Annotated in this window: 17 protein-coding genes; 5 read left to right on the top strand and 12 right to left on the bottom strand. The window is 63.8% G+C overall.

Translation table 11 applies throughout. The features are described 5' to 3' along the window. Positions 1–5: 5 nt before the first annotated feature. The 8 genes from QQ992_RS23175 to QQ992_RS23140 form a co-directional block, all read right to left on the bottom strand. Entirely contained in the window at positions 6–1,154 is a 1,149-nt protein-coding gene (locus QQ992_RS23175; protein WP_286111187.1) for an efflux RND transporter periplasmic adaptor subunit, read from the bottom strand. A 233-nt stretch (positions 1,155–1,387) separates the two neighbouring features. Next, on the bottom strand, positions 1,388–2,485 hold the full coding sequence (locus QQ992_RS23170; RefSeq protein WP_286111186.1) for a DUF1513 domain-containing protein: 1,098 nt from the start codon (positions 2,483–2,485) through the stop codon (positions 1,388–1,390). A 2-nt stretch (positions 2,486–2,487) separates the two neighbouring features. After that, positions 2,488–3,552, bottom strand: a complete 1,065-nt coding sequence (locus tag QQ992_RS23165) for an imelysin family protein (RefSeq protein ID WP_105945760.1) — start codon at positions 3,550–3,552, stop codon at positions 2,488–2,490. Positions 3,553–3,572: 20 nt separating this feature from the next. After that, the gene (locus QQ992_RS23160) at positions 3,573–5,000 is read right to left on the bottom strand and encodes a di-heme oxidoreductase family protein (RefSeq protein WP_286111183.1); all 1,428 of its coding nucleotides are present in this window, start codon (positions 4,998–5,000) and stop codon (positions 3,573–3,575) included. 229 nt (positions 5,001–5,229) lie between these two features. Further along, positions 5,230–6,567 carry an imelysin family protein gene (locus QQ992_RS23155; RefSeq protein ID WP_119368915.1) on the bottom strand — a complete coding sequence of 446 codons (1,338 nt, stop codon included), beginning with the start codon at positions 6,565–6,567 and terminating at the stop codon, positions 5,230–5,232. 158 nt (positions 6,568–6,725) lie between these two features. After that, the gene (locus QQ992_RS23150; RefSeq protein WP_105945762.1) at positions 6,726–8,780 is read right to left on the bottom strand and encodes a putative bifunctional diguanylate cyclase/phosphodiesterase; all 2,055 of its coding nucleotides are present in this window, start codon (positions 8,778–8,780) and stop codon (positions 6,726–6,728) included. Positions 8,781–9,039: 259 nt separating this feature from the next. Next, positions 9,040–9,636: a superoxide dismutase gene (locus tag QQ992_RS23145; protein WP_012274023.1), complete on the bottom strand. Its 597-nt coding sequence runs from the start codon at positions 9,634–9,636 to the stop codon at positions 9,040–9,042. Between the two features lie 239 nt (positions 9,637–9,875). Then, positions 9,876–10,475 carry a LysE/ArgO family amino acid transporter gene (locus tag QQ992_RS23140; protein WP_016713602.1) on the bottom strand — a complete coding sequence of 200 codons (600 nt, stop codon included), beginning with the start codon at positions 10,473–10,475 and terminating at the stop codon, positions 9,876–9,878. Positions 10,476–10,575: 100 nt separating this feature from the next. Between QQ992_RS23140 and QQ992_RS23135 the strand changes: the two genes are divergently transcribed. The 3 genes from QQ992_RS23135 (at position 10,576) to QQ992_RS23125 (ending at position 13,468) form a co-directional block, all read left to right on the top strand. Beyond that, on the top strand, positions 10,576–11,466 hold the full coding sequence (locus QQ992_RS23135) for a LysR family transcriptional regulator ArgP (protein WP_025753946.1): 891 nt from the start codon (positions 10,576–10,578) through the stop codon (positions 11,464–11,466). A 49-nt stretch (positions 11,467–11,515) separates the two neighbouring features. Further along, complete coding sequence (locus QQ992_RS23130; RefSeq protein ID WP_286111181.1) at positions 11,516–12,511, top strand: NAD-dependent epimerase/dehydratase family protein; 996 nt, start codon at positions 11,516–11,518, stop codon at positions 12,509–12,511. 87 nt (positions 12,512–12,598) lie between these two features. Continuing rightward, positions 12,599–13,468 (top strand): ATPase, encoded by an 870-nt coding sequence (locus QQ992_RS23125; protein WP_110740485.1) that lies wholly within the window; start codon positions 12,599–12,601, stop codon positions 13,466–13,468. A gap of 123 nt (positions 13,469–13,591) precedes the next feature. Here QQ992_RS23125 and QQ992_RS23120 read toward each other — a convergent pair whose 3' ends face one another. Together QQ992_RS23120 and QQ992_RS23115 are read right to left on the bottom strand one after the other, a co-directional pair. Then, entirely contained in the window at positions 13,592–14,641 is a 1,050-nt protein-coding gene (locus QQ992_RS23120; RefSeq protein WP_119368919.1) for an alkene reductase, read from the bottom strand. A gap of 17 nt (positions 14,642–14,658) precedes the next feature. Further along, positions 14,659–14,961, bottom strand: coding sequence for an ArsR/SmtB family transcription factor (locus QQ992_RS23115; protein ID WP_016713607.1), 303 nt, complete (start codon positions 14,959–14,961; stop codon positions 14,659–14,661). 150 nt (positions 14,962–15,111) lie between these two features. On the opposite strand from QQ992_RS23115, the gene QQ992_RS23110 reads away from it, so the two are divergent. Beyond that, positions 15,112–15,705, top strand: coding sequence for an acyl carrier protein phosphodiesterase (locus tag QQ992_RS23110; RefSeq protein ID WP_286111179.1), 594 nt, complete (start codon positions 15,112–15,114; stop codon positions 15,703–15,705). Positions 15,706–15,764: 59 nt separating this feature from the next. Here the strand turns inward: QQ992_RS23110 and QQ992_RS23105 are convergent, their stop codons facing one another. Together QQ992_RS23105 and olsB are read right to left on the bottom strand one after the other, a co-directional pair. Further along, complete coding sequence (locus tag QQ992_RS23105) at positions 15,765–16,553, bottom strand: lysophospholipid acyltransferase family protein (RefSeq protein WP_286111178.1); 789 nt, start codon at positions 16,551–16,553, stop codon at positions 15,765–15,767. Next, positions 16,553–17,308, bottom strand: a complete 756-nt coding sequence (olsB, locus tag QQ992_RS23100) for an L-ornithine N(alpha)-acyltransferase (RefSeq protein ID WP_119368923.1) — start codon at positions 17,306–17,308, stop codon at positions 16,553–16,555. Before olsB ends, QQ992_RS23105 begins: the two co-directional genes overlap by 1 nt. Positions 17,309–17,467: 159 nt before the next feature. On the opposite strand from olsB, the gene QQ992_RS23095 reads away from it, so the two are divergent. Next, entirely contained in the window at positions 17,468–18,355 is an 888-nt protein-coding gene (locus QQ992_RS23095; protein WP_286111177.1) for an acyl-CoA dehydrogenase middle domain-containing protein, read from the top strand. Positions 18,356–18,470 lie beyond the last annotated feature (115 nt).

Here is an 18,470-nt window from a genome sequence, read left to right as displayed (position 1 = left end):
CCTCCTCAGTCCTTGCCCGGCGCGCCCTGTTCGGGCTTGAGGGCTTTGTCCTGGCCGATGCGGATCGCGGCGCCTGGGGTGAGCTTGAGTTGCCCGGCGGTAACCACCTGTTCCCCGGCTTGCAGGCCCTTGCTGACCACCACCACGCCGTCGCGGCGCTCGCCGGTCTGTACGGTGCGTTGTTCAGCGACTAGCTGGGGTTGGCCCTTGTCGTCGTTTTCCAGCTTGCCGTCCTTGTCCTTTTTCGGCGTGGCGACGTAAACCGAGTTGCCATACAGGGTGTAGGTAATAGCGCTTTCCGGCACCACCACTTGTGGCTGTGGATTAGGCAGCAGCACCAGCAGGCTGGCGAACATGCCCGGCAGCAGTTTGCCGTCGGGGTTGGCCAGGGTGGCGCGCACCAGCAGGTTGCGTGTGGTTTCCTCGACCTTGGGGTTGATGGCGCTGAGGCTGGCGGGGAAGGTCTGGCCTGGGTAGGCAGCTACCTGCACCAGTACCTGCTGGCCCAGGCTCAACTGCGGCAGGGCCTGTTCCGGTACGTTGAAGTCGACGTACAGGCTGGATGTGTCCTGCAGGGTGGCAATCACCGTGCCGGCGGCCAGGTACTGGCCGATGTCCACCTGGCGGATGCCGATGGTGCCGCTGAACGGGGCGTTGATGCTTTTTTTGATCTTCTGCGCCTTGAGTTGCTCGACCACCGCCTGGTTGCGGCGGTACTGAGTGGTGAGGCGGTCGAACTCGCCGCGCGAGATGGCCGAGTCGCCGACCAGCTGGCTGCCGCGGCCGAAATCGACCTTGGCCAGACCCAGGTCGGCCTGGGCGGTGCCAAGCAGGGCCGTTTCCTGGTCATCGTTGAGTTGCAGCAGTAACTGGCCGGCTTTGACCTGCTGGCCCGAGTCGAAGTGCAGGGTTTTGACGATGCCTTCCACCTCCAGGCTCAGCTCCACACCCTGCAGTGCCTTGAGGCTGCCCACGGCGGGCAGGCGCGCTTGCCACTGGCGCTGTTCGGCCAAGGCTGCCGCAACGGTGATGGGCGGCTTGGGGGCAGTGAACACCTGGATCTGCTGGTAGATCGAGAACGCCTTGTAGCCCCCCAGGGCCAGCACGATCAGCAGAACCACGGCCAACATGATGAGCATGCGGCGGCGCAGCATAAGTCCGGTTCCTTGGATTTGGTTGTTATTCGTTCAGACACGACAACGGGCGATCCTGCCCACGTGTGGATGGGGGAAGTATTGACTGTTTTTCGCAGAGAGGGGGGTGAAATGCCTGTACCGGCCTCTTCGCGGCTAAAGCCGCTCCTACACCGACCGCGTAGTCAGAGGCTCGCGCGGTCGGTGTAGGAGCGGCTTTAGCCGCGAAGAGGCCGGTACAGGCAACAGAAAAATCAGACGAGATGCAGGTGGTTGTCCCAGAAACCGGACGGCAGGTTCATCGGCTGCCCGACCAGCTCGGCCTTGCGGCAATCGTAGAACCGGCAACGGCCTTGCCCGGAAGTAACGACAAAACCATCCTTCACCGCACCAACCCCCGCGCAATCGGGCATCGGTGCATCCAGCCGCACCGCACCCGTGTCCAGGTCCCAGACAAACAACCGGTTGGCCCGTGGCGCAGTCAGCGCCACCAGCCGCAGCTCGCTGTGGATCGCGACACTGGCGGTGTACTGGGCCATGGCCTGCAACTGCCGCTCCGGCACCGGGAAGGCCTTGAACGGCTCGCCCGGGCGCTTGATCGCCAGCAGCTCGGCCGTTTCATCGGCATCACCCATGAACTGCTGGCAGGCGGCGATGGTGCCATCGCTGCCCACTGCCAGGTGACGCACGCTGTTCATCTGCTGGGCCAGGGTTTCCTTGCTCAGCAAGGTGCCGTCGCGCTGCATCAGCACCAGGCTCGGTTCCATGGCATTGAGGTTCATCTCTACCCGGCTTTCGGCTTCGGTACGAATGCCGCCGTTGGCCACGATCAGCGTCTCGCCGTCGGGCAACCAGGCGACCTCGTGCGGGCCGATGCCGTGGGTCGGGATCTCGCCGGTGTGTACCAGGCGTTCGCCTTCAAAACGGTACACGCCCAGCACGCCACGCCCAGGGTCGGTCGTGTCGTTCTCGGTGGCATACAGCCATTCACCCTCTTTGTGCACCACGGCGTGGCCGTAGAAGTGCCGGTTCGGCTGCGAGGTCACGGTTTGCAGCAGGCGCCCGTCGCGCAAGTCGACCAGGTAGCTTTCGGTACCGGGGCGGCGGGCGACGAACAGGGCGATCGGCTGCTCGGGGTGGTGGATGATGGCGTGGCAACGCTGGGCGACCTGGGTGCTGAACACCTGGGTGCCGTCCAGGCGGAAACCCACGGCATAGTGCTTGCCGTCGCCATCGTCACGCGCCGAAAGCAGCAGGGGTTCGCTGCTTTTGTTGCGGAACAGGCTCCAGCCGCCCAAGGTCAGGGCACTGAGCAAAACGCTACCGAGTTTGAGGGCCTGGCGTCGCAGCATGATCAGTCACCGTCGTTGGCATTGAAGCCCAGCTGAATGTTCAACGCCTTGGCCAGGTCGCCTTCGTGCAGGCGGTGGACAGCGTTGAGGCTGTCGTAGATCTGGTTCAGGGTTTGCTGGCCAGCGTCGTCGGCCAGCAGCTCGCCCAGCGACTTCTGGTTGTCGGCCAGCAGTTTGAGCGAGGTAGCGTAGGCGGCGTCGATCTTGTCCGCCAGCGCTTTCTGATCGCTGGACAGCAAGCCGCGCAGGCCCTGATTGTCGACCCCGACCCAGACGGTTTCGGCCGCCTTGAGGGTGGCTTCCAGGCTCTTCAGCGAGGAGTGGCTGCGCCAGGCTTCGGCCTGCAACGGCTGCGGGATGCCCTTGCTCTGGCGGCCCATCGGCGCACCCAGCTTCTTCTTCAGGGTATCCAGGGCGGTGACCTGGGAGCGCAGCAGGTCGGCGATGGCCTCGTGGGAGTCGGCGTAGCGCTGGTTGGGGAACTTGGTCATCTGCGACAGCATACCGTCGGTGCTGTTCCAGCTCTTGAGGATATCCTCGGCCAGGACCTTCTGGTGTTCACCAATGGCCACCAGCAGCGGGCAGTAGCGGGCTTTCTGCTCGGCAGTGGCGACGTCCGGTTTGCTGTCGAACAGGATGTACTCGTAGGCCGACAGGCCGCGTACCACCACGCTGGCCTTGCCCAGGGAAGCGACGTCTACCGGCTTGTCGCCGTTGACCAGCTGCTCGACCTGGCGGCCGACCAGGTTCTTCTTGTCGGGCCAGAACTGTACCTGCCAGGCGCGGTTGCCTTCGGCCAGCGGGCCGACCAGCAGCGGCTGCAGCTCGGCCCAGGCCTTTTGCGCATTGAGGAAGTCGGCACGGGCCTTTTCCAGGTCTTCCTTGCCTTCGCAGTAGGCCAGGGCGCTGGCGGCCAGCGTGCGGTCGGCTTCGACCCAACGGCTGTAAGTGGGCAGGATGACCTGCTTGGCGATGGCAGCGGAGGTGACGGCTTGCGGGTCCTGCGGCGAGCAGGCGCCGAGGGCGAGTGCAGCGAGGCTGGTGAACAACAGTTTGGGTCGGAACATGCCCGGCTCCTTTGCGCGTTTTAAAGTGAATTCAGGAACGCCAGCAGCGCAGTGCGTTGCTCGGCATTGAACGTGAGTACGAAGTTGCGTGCCGCCTCGGCTTCGCCCCCGTGCCAGAGCACGGCTTCCAGCAGGTTTCGGGCGCGACCGTCGTGCAGGAACTGGCTGTGGCCGCTGACCGTTTCGCTCAGGCCGATGCCCCACAGTGGTGGGGTACGCCAGTCCTGGCCATTGGCGGCGAACTCGGTGCGCTCATCGGCCAGGCCTGGGCCCATGTCGTGTAGCAGCAGGTCGCTGTAGGGGCGGATGACCTGGTTGGCCAACTCTGGCTCGGCAGCATCGGCGGCGGTGGTGAACTGCGGTGTATGGCAACCCTGGCAGCCGGCCTGGTAGAACAGGTTCTTGCCTGCCAGCACCTGCGGCGAGCCGACGTCCCGGCGGGCCGGCACCGCCAGGTTGCGGGTGTAGAAGGTGACCAGGCGCAGGATGTTGTCGCTGACTTCCTTTTCGCCATTGGCGCCGTCGCCATTGGGCGCGGCGAGGCAGTCGGTTTGTGCCGGGGTGCAATCGTCTTTGGGCTGCAGGGTGCTGGTCAGGCCCATGTCGCCGGCAAAGGCGTGCACGTTCTGCTGGTTGACGTTGGGCTGCCCGGCTTTCCAGCCGAAGCGGCCGACCACGGTCTTGCCCAAAGCGTCGTCCCACACGCGGTTGGCCCGCCCGCGGATGCCGTCGCGGTTGCGGTCATCGGGGTCTTCGTTGGCCAGCAAGTCGGCTTCGGGGATGGCTTCGAGCAGGCCCAGGCCGATCATTGGCGGTGCCACCCGCGCAGAAAAGCGCGTGTCGGGGTGCATGACGCCGTAGCCGAGCTGGCTGATCTGCAGGGTCGGCTTGCGCAGTTCGACCTGATGGCCGTCCTTGAACGACACGGTTTCGCGGGTGTAACTCACCCGGACCTTGCCTTCCGGCGCCACACCGGGGATGGCCATGTCCTGCAGCTGAGTGCCGTACACCGGCTCAGGCACCACGCCCAGGCGCTCGATGACCTTGGCCAGATAGGGCTGGTCGGGGATCGACAGGCGCACCAGCATGCCCACCGCGTTGCTGTTGCCCGGCGCTGGCGGGTGGCCGCGGCCATCGCGCACATGGCAGTTCTGGCAGGCGTTGGTGTTGAACAGCGGGCCCAGGCCGTCGCGGGCGGTGGTGGTGGAAGGGGCGATCACCCAGGGGTTGCGGAAGAAACTGTTGCCCACGGCGAAATCCACGCGACGTTCGGCTGCGAGGTTGGCCGAGGGCAGGGAATAGGCGTTGCGGTCACTCCGCTGCACGGTTGCCTTGCCGCCCGACAATGCTTCGCCGGGTTCGGCCTGGGTGAAACGCGGGGCGTCGTCACAGGCAGAGAGGGCGAGGACCAGCAGCAGCGGGGAGAGTCGGGACAGCGACGAGGACATGCAAAATCCTGGGCGTGGACGAAAAACCGGCGTGCAAGCTTAGCAGGCCAGCGTTTTTTGAATAAGAGCAATTTGCAATTGCTTGGGTGAAAAGGTTGTGAAATGCCAGCATTTTCATGTTCGGCGCCAGCCCTTTCATGATCCTGTGGGAGCGGGTTTACCCGCGAAGAGGCCAGAAGCAAAAAAGGCGACCCGAAGGCCGCCTCTTTTCAGAACCGCTACAGCAAGATCAGAATTCGTGATCCGCGGTATCCGGGTTCAGGTTGGCAATACCCAGCTTGCCAGCCGCCTGCTCGATCGCGCCGGTCTGCTTGACCAGTGCGGCGATGGCGTCACGCACGATCTGGTTGCCGGCAGCGTTGTCGGCCGCGATCAGCTGGTCGTAGTGCTCGCCTTTGAGGGCGTGGTCGACCATTACCTGGATCTTGGCTTCGGTGGCTTCCAGGTCGGCCTTGAGGGTGGCGTCGGCGGCCGGGTCGACCTTGGCTACCAGCGACGACAGGCTTGGGCCGGTCACCTTGGTACCGTCCGGGCGGGTGTACTCGCCCAGGTAGACGTTGCGGATACCCTTGGCGTCGTAGAAGTGCGAGTAGTGGGTGTTGTCGCTGAAGCAGTCCTGCTCGTCTTCCGGCGAGTTGGCTTCCAGCGAAACCTTCATGCGCTCGCCCGCCAGTTCGCCCAGCGACAGGCTGCCCATGCCGAACAGCATCTTGCGCAGGCCGTCGTTGACAGGCTCCGCTTCCAGCTTGGCGCGGTAGTTGTCGGCGACGTTCGGCGCCCAGTTGCCGACCATTTCTTCAAGGTCGGTAACCAGCAGCTGGGTAACGGCTTTCAGGTAGGCACGGCGGCGCTCGTTGTGGCCACCGGTGGCGCCCTGGCCTTCCAGGTAGTCGGATGCCGGGCGGTTGCCAGCGCCTGGGCCGGTGCCGTTCAGGTCCTGGCCCCAGAGCAGGAATTCGATGGCGTGATAGCCCGTGGCAACGTTGGCCTCGGAGCCAGCCAGTTCGTTCAGGCTGGCCAGTTTCTCTGGGGTAATGTCCTTGACGTCGACCTTCTCTTCGCCCACCTGGATCTCGGTGTTGGCGATGATGTTGGCGCCGGCGGCCGGGTTGCCCAGGGCATGCTCGTAGCTCTTGTCGACATAGTCGATCAGGCCTTCGTCCAGGGGCCAGGCGTTCACCTGGCCTTCCCAGTCGTCGATGATGGTGTTGCCGAAGCGGAAGGCTTCGGACTGCAGGTACGGAACGCGCGCGGCGAACCAGGCTTCCTTGGCGGCCTTCAGGGTTTCGTCGTTGGGCTTGGCCAGGAACGCGTCCACTGCGGTCTGCAGGGTTTTGGCGGTGCTCAGCGAGTCGCTGTACACAGCATGGACCATTTCGGCGTAATGCTTGACCACGGCTTTGCCGGCGGCTTCGTCGACAGCCCCGGGCGCGGCAGCGGTGGTGGCGGCAGCAGCAGGTGCCTGGGCTTGCGGCGCGGCGGCTTTGTCGTCCTTGCCTTCACCGCAGCCGGCGAGAGCGATGGCAATGGCCAGCAGACTGGCGGAGGCCAGAGGCATTCGAATCATTGTTGGTTTTCCTGCGTCGTGTGGTTGGACCAAGGGGTGGACCGTGCGCCGTGGCACGCGAAACCGCAACATCATGCGAAAGATTTGCATTTGCTGTAAAGAGGCGGGCGTGCAATTCATGTAAATGCCGGTCACAGCGTGTAACCGGGCAGGCACCCTCAGAACATCGAAACCTGGTTACGCTGCGCCTGCTTCAGGAAACTGGTCAGCTCGCGGGCCGACAGCGGCTTGCTGTAGTGGTAGCCCTGGCCCTCGTGGCAGCCCTGGGCAACGATGTAGGTTTCCTGCTCGGCGGTTTCCACGCCTTCGGCGATCACCTGCATGCCCAGGCTCTTGCCCAGCTGGATGATGGCGCGAACGATGGTCGCGTCGTCATCGTCGTCGAGCAGGTCCTGGACGAAGCTCTTGTCGATCTTGATCTTGTCCAGCGGCAGCGATTTCAGGTAACTGAGCGACGAATAGCCGGTGCCGAAGTCGTCGATGGCAATCAGTGCCCCGGAACGGCGCAGGCTCAGCAGGTGCTGGGCAGCGGTGCTGATGTCTTCCATCAGGCCGGTTTCGGTGACTTCCAGCTCCAGGCTGCGCGGCGGCAGGCGATAGGCCTGCAGCAGGTTGTTGACCACCCGTGGCAGCTCGCTGTGGTGCAGCTGTACGGTCGACAGGTTGACCGCCATGCGCAGCTCGCTGAAGCCCTGGTCGTGCCATTCGCGCAGTTGCCGGCAGGCCTGGTCCAGTACCCATTCGCCGATGCTGATGATGCTGCCGTTTTGCTCGGCCAACGGGATGAACTGGTCTGGCGGCACCATGCCCAGCTCCGGGTGCTGCCAGCGCAGCAGCGCTTCCACGCCGACCACACGGTGGTCGCGGTAGCTGATTTGTGGTTGGTAAACCAGGTACAGCTGGTTGCGTGGCAGGGCTTCGCGCAGGTCTTTTTCCAGCTCGCGGCGGCGGCGCATCTCGCTGTCGACGCTGGCGATGTAGAACTGGTAGCGGTTGCGCGAACGGGCCTTGGCCAAGGTCATGGTCTGTTCGGCTTTTTGCAGCAGTTTCTCGGTGCTGTCGCCGTCTTCGGGGAACAGGGTAATGCCGATGGTGGCGCGCAGGCGGATCTGCTGGTGGTGGTCGAGGTCGAACGGCACTTCCAGGTCGTCGAGGATGCTTTGCGCCAGTTCGGCTGCCTCGTAGGGCTGCTCGATATTGGCTTGCACCAGGGCAAACTGGTCACCGCCCAGTCGTGCCAGGGCCCCCAGCCGGCCACTGTGGGCGCGCAGGCGGTCAGCCAGGGCCAGCAGCAACTGGTCGCCGACCTGGTAGCTGAATTGCTCGTTGATGCCCTTGAAATCGTCAAGGCCCACGCACAACACCGCCACACGGTGCTGCAGGCGACCGCCGTCGACGAGGATCTTGTCCAGTTGCTGCTGCAGTTGCTGGCGGTTGGGCAGGCCGGTGAGAAAATCGTACTGGGCCATGCGTTGCAGGCTGTTTTCGGCCTCGTGGCGCAGGTGGGTGTTGCGCTCGATCGAGGCCAGCAACTGGTTGGCGGTGTTGACCCACAGGCCCAGTTCGTTCTTCTCGTGGCCCTTGAGCAGCGGTATCTGGTGCTGACTGGGGCGGTCGGGGTTGATCTGGGTGAGGTGCTCGATGATCTTGGACAGCGGCTTGGTCAGCAGCCAGTGGTACACCAGGTACAGCACCAGGCCCATGGCCAAGGCCCGCAACACGCCGGAAATGAAGATGATTACCGCATTGATCAGGAAGTCTTCGCCGTAGGACGACGTGTCGAGGGTGATGCTGAGGTCGCCGTAGTATTCGCTGTAAGGGCCACGGCCGACCAGTTGTGTGGTGTAGGTGCGTTCCTGGCCGAGGATAAGGTCGGTCAGCCAGCGCATGGACATGTCCTGCAGCGGGCGCGACTTTTCGGCCAGCATGGTTTCGTTGGGGTGCCCGATGGAGGCCATACGCACCGACTCGTCCTGGAACAGGCCTTCCATCACCTGCATGCCCATTTCGCGGTCGAGGCTGTACACCGCCTGGGTGGAAGGGTCGCGGAACATGTCGAGGATGCGCTGGGCATCGTTGTTAACGGCCTGGCGGGTCTTGTAGGTGTCGTAGACGATTTGCGCACAGCTGAGCACCACGCCGACTGCCAGCGCCGACAGCAGCACGACCCTGAGCAACTTGACCGACAAGCTGTTCCGCAATTCCAGCTTCAATGGGGTTTCCTTAATCCATGCGCATGGCATCATTTTGCCATCAACGATGACGATACACTATCGGCCGATCATGAGCAGTGTATCGGTTGCCTGACCCCGCAACTTGAATGCGCTGTGTCAATCTTCCAGAGGTTTGATGTTAGCGCGCTATGCGGGCTGAGCAAGCAAAACCGTGTTGGCTTTCGTGGGTGCGGGAGGCCGGTACTGGCATAAAAAAACCCGGCACAGGGCCGGGTCTTCATGTTCAGGGCTGAATGACTCAGGCCTTGAAGGTTTTGCCTTCGAACTGTTCGGCAACGAAGGCCCAGTTGACCAGGTTCCAGAACGCCTCGACGTACTTCGGACGCAGGTTGCGGTAGTCGATGTAGTAGGCGTGTTCCCAGACGTCGCAGGTCAGCAGCGGGGTGTCGCCGCTGGTCAGCGGGCAACCGGCGCCGATGGTGCTGGCCAGGGCCAGGGAACCGTCAGCTTTCTTCACCAGCCAGCCCCAGCCGGAACCGAAGGTGCCAACCGAAGTCTTGGTGAACTCTTCCTTGAACTTGTCGAAGGAACCGAAAGCGGCGTTGATGGCGTCAGCCAGGGCACCGGTCGGTTGGCCACCAGCGTTTGGCGCCAGGCAGTTCCAGTAGAAGGTGTGGTTCCAGACTTGAGCGGCGTTGTTGAAGATGCCGCCCGAAGAGGTCTTGACGATCTCTTCCAGGGTCTTGCCTTCGAATTCGGTGCCTGGGACCAGGTTGTTCAGGTTCACGACATAGGTGTTGTGGTGCTTGTCGTGGTGAAACTCCAGGGTTTCCTTGGAGATGTGCGGCTGTAGGGCATCGTGGGCGTACGGCAGCGGCGGCAATTCAAAAGCCATGGTGGATCTCCTGATTCAGGTCTAGTTCGCGGTTTGCGCAGGGCCGATCACGGGCGGCCCTATGTACGTCGGCGAGTTTGTACTCTTTGCGACGCAAGGGCCCGATCATAGCACCAGCCCCGGCGCATAACCACGCAACAAACATAGGGAATAGAGGTTCCAGAGCGGCTTGGCGGGTGCCGACCAATGGTGGTCGCTTTCAGGCGGTGCGCGTTACGCCGGTCCTTGCAGGCCTGACATCAGTTGAAGATCAACTGCGCCGCCACCGCGAACATCATCACCGCCACCATCAGGTCGAGCATGCGCCAGGTTGCCGGGCGGGCCAGCCACGGTGCCAGCCAGGCTGCGCCGATGGCCAGGGTAGAGAACCACAGCAGCGAAGCACTGGCCGCGCCCGCCACGTAGGCGCCGGGGGCGGTTTGCTGGGCGCCCAGCGAGCCGATCAGCAACACCGTGTCGAGGTACACGTGCGGGTTCAGCAGCGTCACTGCCAGGGCGCTGAGCAGCACTGCGCGGCGTGAGCGCATGCCTTGGCCTTCCTGGTGCTGCAGGCTCTGTCTGGAGCAGGCGCTGCGCAGTGCCTTGGCGCCGTACCAGATCAGGAACACCGCACCACCCCAGCGCGCGACCGCCAGCAAGGTCGGGTTGTGCGCCAGTACCGTGGCCAGGCCAAACACACCGGCAGCCACCAGAATGGCGTCACAGACGATGCACAGCGCCGCCACGGGCAAGTGATGTTCCCGGCGCAGGCTCTGGGCGAGGACGAAGGCGTTCTGTGCGCCGATGGCCATGATCAGGCCGAAGGCCACCAGCATGCCGTTGAGATAGCTTTGCCACATGGTGGGGCTCTCCAGAAAGGTCATAAAAGATGCTGGCTATTGTGATGACCGGCGCTGTATAAGAAAAACAAATAAAGCTGATAAGGCATTAGAGAAATCGATGTTCGACTACAAGCTGCTGGCCGCCCTCGCTGCGGTGATCGAACAGGGGGGGTTCGAGCGTGCGGCGCAAGTGCTGGGCTTGTCGCAGTCGGCCATTTCCCAGCGCATCAAGTTGTTGGAGGCGCGGGTCGGCCAGCCCGTGCTGGTGCGTGCCACGCCGCCTGGCCCGACCGAGGTAGGCCGCCAGTTGCTCAACCATGTGCAGCAGGTGCGCCTGCTTGAACGTGACTTGCAGCGCCAGGTGCCGGCGCTGGACGAAGAGGGTATGCCGGAGCGCCTGCGCATCGCCCTCAACGCCGACAGCCTGGCCACTTGGTGGGCCGGCGCGGTGGGGGATTTCTGCGCACAGCAGAACGTTTTGACCGACTTGGTGGTAGAAGACCAGGAAGTGGGCCTCAAACGTATGCGTGCCGGCGAAGTGGCGGCCTGCCTGTGTGGCAGTGAGCGCCCGGTAGCCGGGGCACGCAGCCAGCCACTGGGCGCCATGCGCTACCGGGCACTGGCTAGCCCCGGGTTCATGGCGCGGCATTTTCCCCAGGGTTTTGTCGCCAGCCGTCTGGCCCGTACCCCGGCGATCGTGTACGGCCCGGACGACTTCCTGCAGCATCGCTACCTGGCATCGCTGGGCATCGAGGACGGTTTTCTGCATCACCTGTGCCCGTCCTCCGAAGGCTTTCTGCGCATGACCGAGGCCGGCCTGGGCTGGGGACTGGTGCCCGAATTGCAGGCCCGGGAGCAACTGGCCAGCGGGCAGTTGGTGGAAATCTGCCGCGATACCCCTATCGATGTGCCGCTGTACTGGCATCATTGGCGCAATGGCGGGCAATTGCTCGCGCAACTGACCGACCACCTGCGGTACACCGCACGGCAATGGCTGGTGCCCTTGTAGCCACGGCTGGCGTCAGTTGCATCTGAAATCTGGCAAGACGGAGTCTTACATGCGAATTCTGGTCACCGGCGCGAGCGGCTTCATCGGCGGGCGCTTTGCGCGCTTTGCCCTGGAGCAGGGCCTGGACGTGCGGGTCAGCGGCCGCCGCGCCGAAGGGGTCGAGCACCTGGTCAAGCGCGGCGCCCAGTTCATCCCTGGCGACCTGAGCGATGCCGAGCTGGCCCGTCGTTTGTGCCAGGGCGTCGAGGCCGTGGTGCACTGCGCTGGCGCGGTGGGCAACTGGGGGCGCTACCAGGACTTCTATCAAGGCAACGTGGTGGTTACCGAGAACGTGGTCGAGGGCTGTCTGAAGGAGCATGTAAGGCGTCTGGTGCACCTGTCGTCGCCGTCGATCTATTTCAATGGCCGTTCGCGCCTGGATATCCGTGAAGACCAGGTACCGCGCCGCTTCCACGACCACTACGGGCAAACCAAGCACCTGGCCGAGCAGAAAGTATTCGGCGCGCAGGAGTTTGGCCTGGAAGTGCTGGCGCTGCGCCCGCGCTTCGTCACGGGCGCCGGTGATGGCAGCATTTTCCCGAAGCTGATGCAGATGCAGCGCAAAGGCCGCGTGGCAATCATCGGCAATGGCCTGAACAAAGTTGACTTCACCAGTGTGCACAACCTTAACGAGGCGCTGCTCAGCGCCTTGTTCGCCGACGACAGGGCGCTGGGCCAGGCCTATAACATCAGCAACGGCCAGCCGCTGCCGCTGTGGGATGTGGTCAACTACGTGATGCGCCAGATGCAGCTGCCGCAGGTTACCCGCTACCGTTCCTACGGCCTGGCCTACAGCATGGCGGCGCTGAACGAGGCGGCGTGCATGCTGTGGCCAGGTCGCCCGCAACCGACCTTGTCGCGCCTGGGGATGCAGGTGATGAGCCGCGATTTCACCCTGGATATCAGCCGCGCCCGGCAGTATCTGGACTACCAGCCCAAGGTCAGCCTGTGGACAGCGCTGGATGAATTCTGTGGCTGGTGGAAACACCTGCCGCCGGGGCAGTGAAGCCGCAGGGCTGACAATGGTCATCAATGCGCCGCGCTGGCGGTTTATACTCGTGCCTCTTTGCGACTACCGCGGTTGAATGTATCCATGCGTAACCATGCTCACGATGACTACGATGACGTGCCTACCTTGCGGGCGGGCACTGTTGATGATGACGAACTGATGCCGGCGCACGTCGTGCGCAGCCGCCAGAAGGCCGCGCGCGGGCCAAGCACGGCGCCGTTGTGGGCGTTGCTCGGTGCTTCGTTCATCGCCTTGGTAGGCCTGGGTTGGTGGAGCTTCCAGCAGATCTCGTTGATGGAGCAGCAACTGGTGGCGACCCAGGAAAGTTTTGCCCGCATCAGTGAAGAAGCGGCCGGGCGCCTGCAGGCGATCAGCGGCAAGGTGGATGCCAGTGAGTCTGGCGCTACCACCAGCAGCGAGGCATTGAAGCTTCAACTGCGCCAGTTGCAGAAAGGTGTGGCCGGGCAGACCGGCGACCTGGGCAAACGCCTGGAGCAGGTGCTGGCTGATACCCGTGAGCAGCAGAAGGCTGTGACCGAGCTGCAAAGCCAGTTGCAGGCGCAGTTGAAGCTGGTGAATGGCGAACTGGCCGCGCTGCGTTCGGGCCAGGTGGATGGGGGCAAGCTGGATGCCCAATTCAAGGGGTTGAACGAGCAGGTTGCCGCGCTGAAGGCCGCGCAGGTGGATGGCGGCAAGCTGGACGGGCAGCTCAAGAGCCTGGGCAGCGATATAGCGGCGCTGAAGAAGCAGGGGAACCCGAGCGCTGCCATTCAAGGCCTGGAGCAGGACATGCTGGTGCTCAAGAGCCAGATCGACAACCGCCCGGCTGCGGCGGCGTCCGGTGGTGCTTCGGTGCAGGAATTCGATGCTTTCCGGGCGCAGATGACGCGGAACCTGAATACCTTGCAAAGCCAGATACAGAACCTGCAACAGCAGATTAACGCTCGGCCGTGACAATGCATGGGAGGGCTTTGCCCTCCTATCGCGACACAAGGCCGCTCCTACAGGAGATCGCGTTCCCCTGTAGGAGCGGCCTTGTGTCGCGATAGGGCCGCAAAGCGGCCCCGGCAATTTCAGTTACAACCGCGGATAATCGATGTACCCCACCGGCCCCCTGCCATAAAAGGTCTCCGGTCGCGCTTCGTTCAGTGGCGCATCCGCCGCCAGCCGCGCCGGCAAATCAGGGTTGGCGATGAACGGCACGCCAAACGCCACCGCATCGGCCTTGCCGCTGGCCAACGCCGCATTGGCACTGGCCTTGTCAAACCGCTCATTGACGATGTACGGGCCGCCAAACGCGTCCTTGATCAGCGGGCCAATGCTGTCGTCGGCTTCCCGCTCCCGCGAGCAGATAAAGGCAATGCCACGCTTGCCCAGTTCACGGGCCACGTAGGTAAAGGTTTCGGCGCGGTCGGCATCGCCCATGTCGTGCGCATCGGCGCGCGGTGCCAGGTGCACGCCCACGCGGTTCGCGCCCCACACCTCGATGGCTGCATCGGTCACTTCCAGCAGCAGGCGCGCACGGTTTTCCAGCGAGCCGCCGTAGCGGTCGGTGCGCTGGTTGGTGCTGCTTTGCAGGAACTGGTCGAGCAGGTAACCGTTGGCGCCGTGGATTTCTACACCATCAAAGCCAGCCGCCTTGGCATTCTCGGCACCGCTGCGGTAGGCCTCGACGATGTCGATGATTTCTTCGGTTTCCAGCGCGCGTGGGGTGGGGTAGTCACTCAACGGGCGCACCAGGCTTACATGCCCCTTGGGCTGGATCGCGCTGGGGGCCACCGGCAGCTCGCCGTTCAGGTAGCTGGGGTGGGAGATACGGCCAACGTGCCACAGTTGCAGGAAGATGCGTCCGCCTGCGGCATGCACGGCCTTGGTGACGTTGTTCCAGCCACGTACCTGCTCATCGTTCCAGATACCGGGGGTATCCGGGTAGCCGACACCCATGGCACTGACCGACGTCGCTTCGCTGAGGATCAGCCCGGCGCTGGCGCGCTGCACGTAGTATTCGGCCATCAGCGCATTGGGTACGCGGCCTTCGTCGGCACGGCAGCGGGTGAGTGGGGCCATGATGATGCGGTTGGGCAGTTGCAGGTCGCCCAGGGTGATCGGATCGAAAAGCGTGGTCATAGCGGTTACCTGCTTTGTCAAAGTGCTTGGCGCAGTTGTTCGAGGAACGCCTCGATGGTGGCTTCGTCGCGTTTGAAGAAGTGCCATTGGCCGATCTTCTGGCTGCGGATCAGCCCGGCGCGCTGCAAGGTGGCCAGGTGGGCAGAGACGGTCGACTGCGACAGGCCGCAGCGTTGGTCGATCTGCCCGGCACACACACCGTTTTCGGTGCTGTGGTACTGGTCGGGGAACTGCGTTGCCGGGTCTTTCAGCCAGCTGAGGATTTCTCGCCTGACCGGATGGGCCAGTGCTTTTATGATTTCGTCGAGATCGAGAGGCATGGGTTGAGGCTCGTTGTAGCGGTATATCGCGATGGAACGAAATGTAAATCGTCAGTTCCCGATATACAAATATGAAGAGGTTCTGAGCTGAGCACGAATCGCTATATCGCGTTATGACGATATAGGAGCGAGCGGTGCTAGACTGCGCGCATGAACTACCTTGCGCACCTGCACCTGGGCGGCCCGGCGCCGCAACAACTGCTTGGCAGCCTGTATGGCGACTTTGTCAAAGGTTCGCTGGAAGGGCGCTTCCCGCCTGCGCTGGAAGCGGCCATACGGTTGCACCGGCATATCGACAGCTACACCGACCAGCACCCGTTGGTGCTGGCGGCACTGGCGCGCTTTCCGCGCGAGCGGCGGCGCTTTGCGGGCATTGTGCTGGACGTGTTTTTTGATCATTGCCTGGCGCGGCATTGGCAGGACTATGCCGAGCAGCCGCTGGCGCAGTTCACCGGGGATTTTTATCGGGTGTTGTTGGCGGAGCCCGAGCTGCCGGGGCGGCTGGCACGGATTGCGCCGTTCATGGCGGCAGATGACTGGCTGGGGGCGTATGGCGAGTTTGCCACGCTGGAGCAGGTGTTCAACGGCATTGCCCGGAGACTGTCCCGGCCGGAGGGGATGGCCGGGGTAATGGGGGAACTGGAGCGGCTGTATGAGCCGCTGCTGGCGGACTTCCGGGAGTTTTACCCGCAACTACAAGCGTTCGCGGTGGTGCGCAGGGCTGGGGATTTGCAGCGTCTGTGAGATCGAGCGCCGCCCGCGCGGCGCTCGATCTCACAGGCGACGCACTCGTTACACCAAGCTCAGGCAGCCCGCGCTTGCCGCCGTGGCGCCAGCTCGACTTCCTCAACCCCAAACAACGCCAGGTGAATCGCCTGCTGCGCCTGCAACGCCAGCACCGCCCGTTCCTTGCCCACACTGCCAATCGGCTGCAGCAGGTGAATGCAAACCTCCCCCCGTGGCTGGGCGAACAGGCGCATCAGGTGTGACACCAAATCGTCATCGCCAATGAACGGCGCAATCGGGTCGATCTGGCCATCGCGCAAGTACTGGATAGCCACCGGCTGCACCGCCACACCCCGGTCGATGGCGCCTGCCAGCAGCCGGCCGTGGAAGGTGCGCAAGGCGCGACCGCTGGTGGTGGTGCCTTCGGGGAAGATCAGCAGCGGCCGGGCCAGGCCCAGTTGCCCGGCGATCTGCTCGCGCAGGCGCTGGCTGTCGCCACCGCCACGTCGAATGAACAGCGTGCCGGCTTTTTCCGCCAGCCAGCCGGCCACCGGCCAGTGACGCACTTCGGCCTTGGACAGGAACGACAGTGGCAGCAGCATGCCCAGCAAGGGGATGTCGGTCCAGGAAACATGGTTACTCACCCACAACATCGGCCGCTGCGGCAGTTCGCCCACCACACGCACGTCGAAGGGCAGGGCGGCGACCAGGCGTTTCATGAACAGGCAGGTCCAGCGCTGGCGGCGTTCGATGGGGGCCTTGTAGCCCAGGCGTTCGCCAAGGGTGATCAGGCTGGCCATCAACATGCCCAGCAACAGCACCAGCAGCAGTCGAGCCAGGCGGGCCATTACCCGCAGCTTCGGCATCAGACTGCCGCCTTGAAGTGGCGAGCGTAGCGCGGGCACAGTTCGTCGCGCTTGAGCAGGATGAACACGTCAGCCACCTGGAAGTCTTCGTCCCAGCACGGCTCGCCGCAAATTTTTGCGCCCAGGCGCATGTAGGCCTTGAGCAACGGTGGCATTTCGGCGATGACGTTACCCGCAAGGGCCAGGTTCGGCAGCGGGTTCTTTGGCTCGGCGCGCAGGTGCTCGGTGCACAGGTAACGGTCACGCAGGCGCTGCATCACGGCATGGGCCTGCACGCCGCCGTCTTGCATGGGGATGCTGGCACAGCCCATCAGGTAGCTGTAGCGGCCCTCGTTGAGCACTTCGGCCAGTTCGCCCCACAGCACGGCAATGGTGCCGCCATTGCGGTAGTCGGGGGCGACGCAGGTACGGCCCAGTTCGAGAATGGGCCCTTGCAGCTGCAAAAGACCGTGCAGGCGGAATTCTTCTTCACTGTAGAAGCGGCCCAGGCTGCTGGCGGCCTGGTGGTCGAGCAGACGGGTGGTGGCGACCAGCTCGCCGGTGCTCAGGTCGCGAACACCGATATGGCGGCAATGCACGTCGTAGTCGTCCATGTCCAAACCTTGCTCGGCACCCTTGAGCTTGGCCTTGAATTCTGCGCTGAACACTTTGTAGCGCAGCGCCTGGGCCTCTTGCAGCGCCGTGGCGCCAACCAGGCGTTCGGCTTGCAGACGGCGTTCAGTGCTGTTGTCGCCAGAGAGAGCGATCCGAGTCATTGCGAGTCTCCATAAGCCAGCCATGAAGGGTTGCGGCCGGTCGGCTTTGTTGTGCAAAGTCAGCCTAGGTAGGCGCGGTGTCACCCCTGTGAATCTTTGGTGATGCTTGCGTGACACCCCTAAAACCTTGACCAGAAAGCCCCAGCAAGGAGCCGTCACATGGCCTGGTTGCAACGACTGAACGACCCGCTTCGCCAAGCGCAGGCGGGCACCCTGGGCGAAACCTACGCCGCGCTGCTTGAGCGCCTCGGCCCGGTTGCCCCTTTTGAACTGGCGGTGTTGGGCGGGTGTGCGATGGCCACGCCGGGCCTGGCGTTCCTGGTGGGTTACCAGGCTGCCTTGCGCGTGCTGTGGCCCAGTGCCCCGCCAAGCCTCGGCGCCCTCTGCGCCACCGAGCGGCGCAGCGTGCGGCCAGCGGACATGCATACGCGGCTCGACCACTTGCGGCTGACGGGCAGCAAGGATTTCGTCACGGCCGGGCTGGATGCCGAGTGGCTGCTGGTGGCGGCGCGTAGCGAGGTGGCTGGCGCGGCGCCACAGTTGAACCTGGCGGTGGTCTATCCCGGGGAGCCGGGGGTAACGCTGGAGCCGCTACCAACCCTGCCGTTGATGCCGGAAGTGGGCCATGGTCGGCTGGTGCTGGAGCAGGCCGCGTGCGAGTTGCTGGCCGGTGACGGTTGGGATGCCTATGTGAAACCGTTCCGCTCGCTGGAAGACTTGTATGTGCTGGCGGCGTTGACGGCCTGGTTATATGGCGTCGGACAGGCGTGCGCCTGGCCGCAGGGGTTGCGGCTGCAATTGCTTGGATTGCTGGCCGGGTGTGCCGAGGGCAGCCGGCAGTGTGCCGACAGTGTGGGGTGCCATTTGCTGCTGGGCGGGTTGTTTGCGCAGTTCCAGGCGTTGCGGGGGGAGATTGATGCGGCGCTGACAGCGGGGCCGGCGCATTGGGCGCAGATCTGGCAGCGGGACCAAGGGGTGATGGCGCTGGCGGCGGCTGCCCGGGAGAAGCGGCTGAACAAGGCCTGGGCTGCTGCGGGATTGTCATGAAATCCTGATAGGGTTGTGTGAACTTCTGAATCCTGGGGCCGCTCTGCGGCCCATCGCAGGCAAGCCAGCTCCTACATCGACCGCACTATGCCCAAGGCTTGCGCAGTACCTGTAG

Source organism: Pseudomonas kurunegalensis, from assembly GCF_030291635.1.
GTDB classification, from domain to species: Bacteria; Pseudomonadota; Gammaproteobacteria; order Pseudomonadales; family Pseudomonadaceae; genus Aquipseudomonas; species Aquipseudomonas monteilii.
The sequence above is the reverse complement of the archived record's forward strand: the minus strand, read 5'-3'. Positions and strand labels throughout refer to the sequence as shown.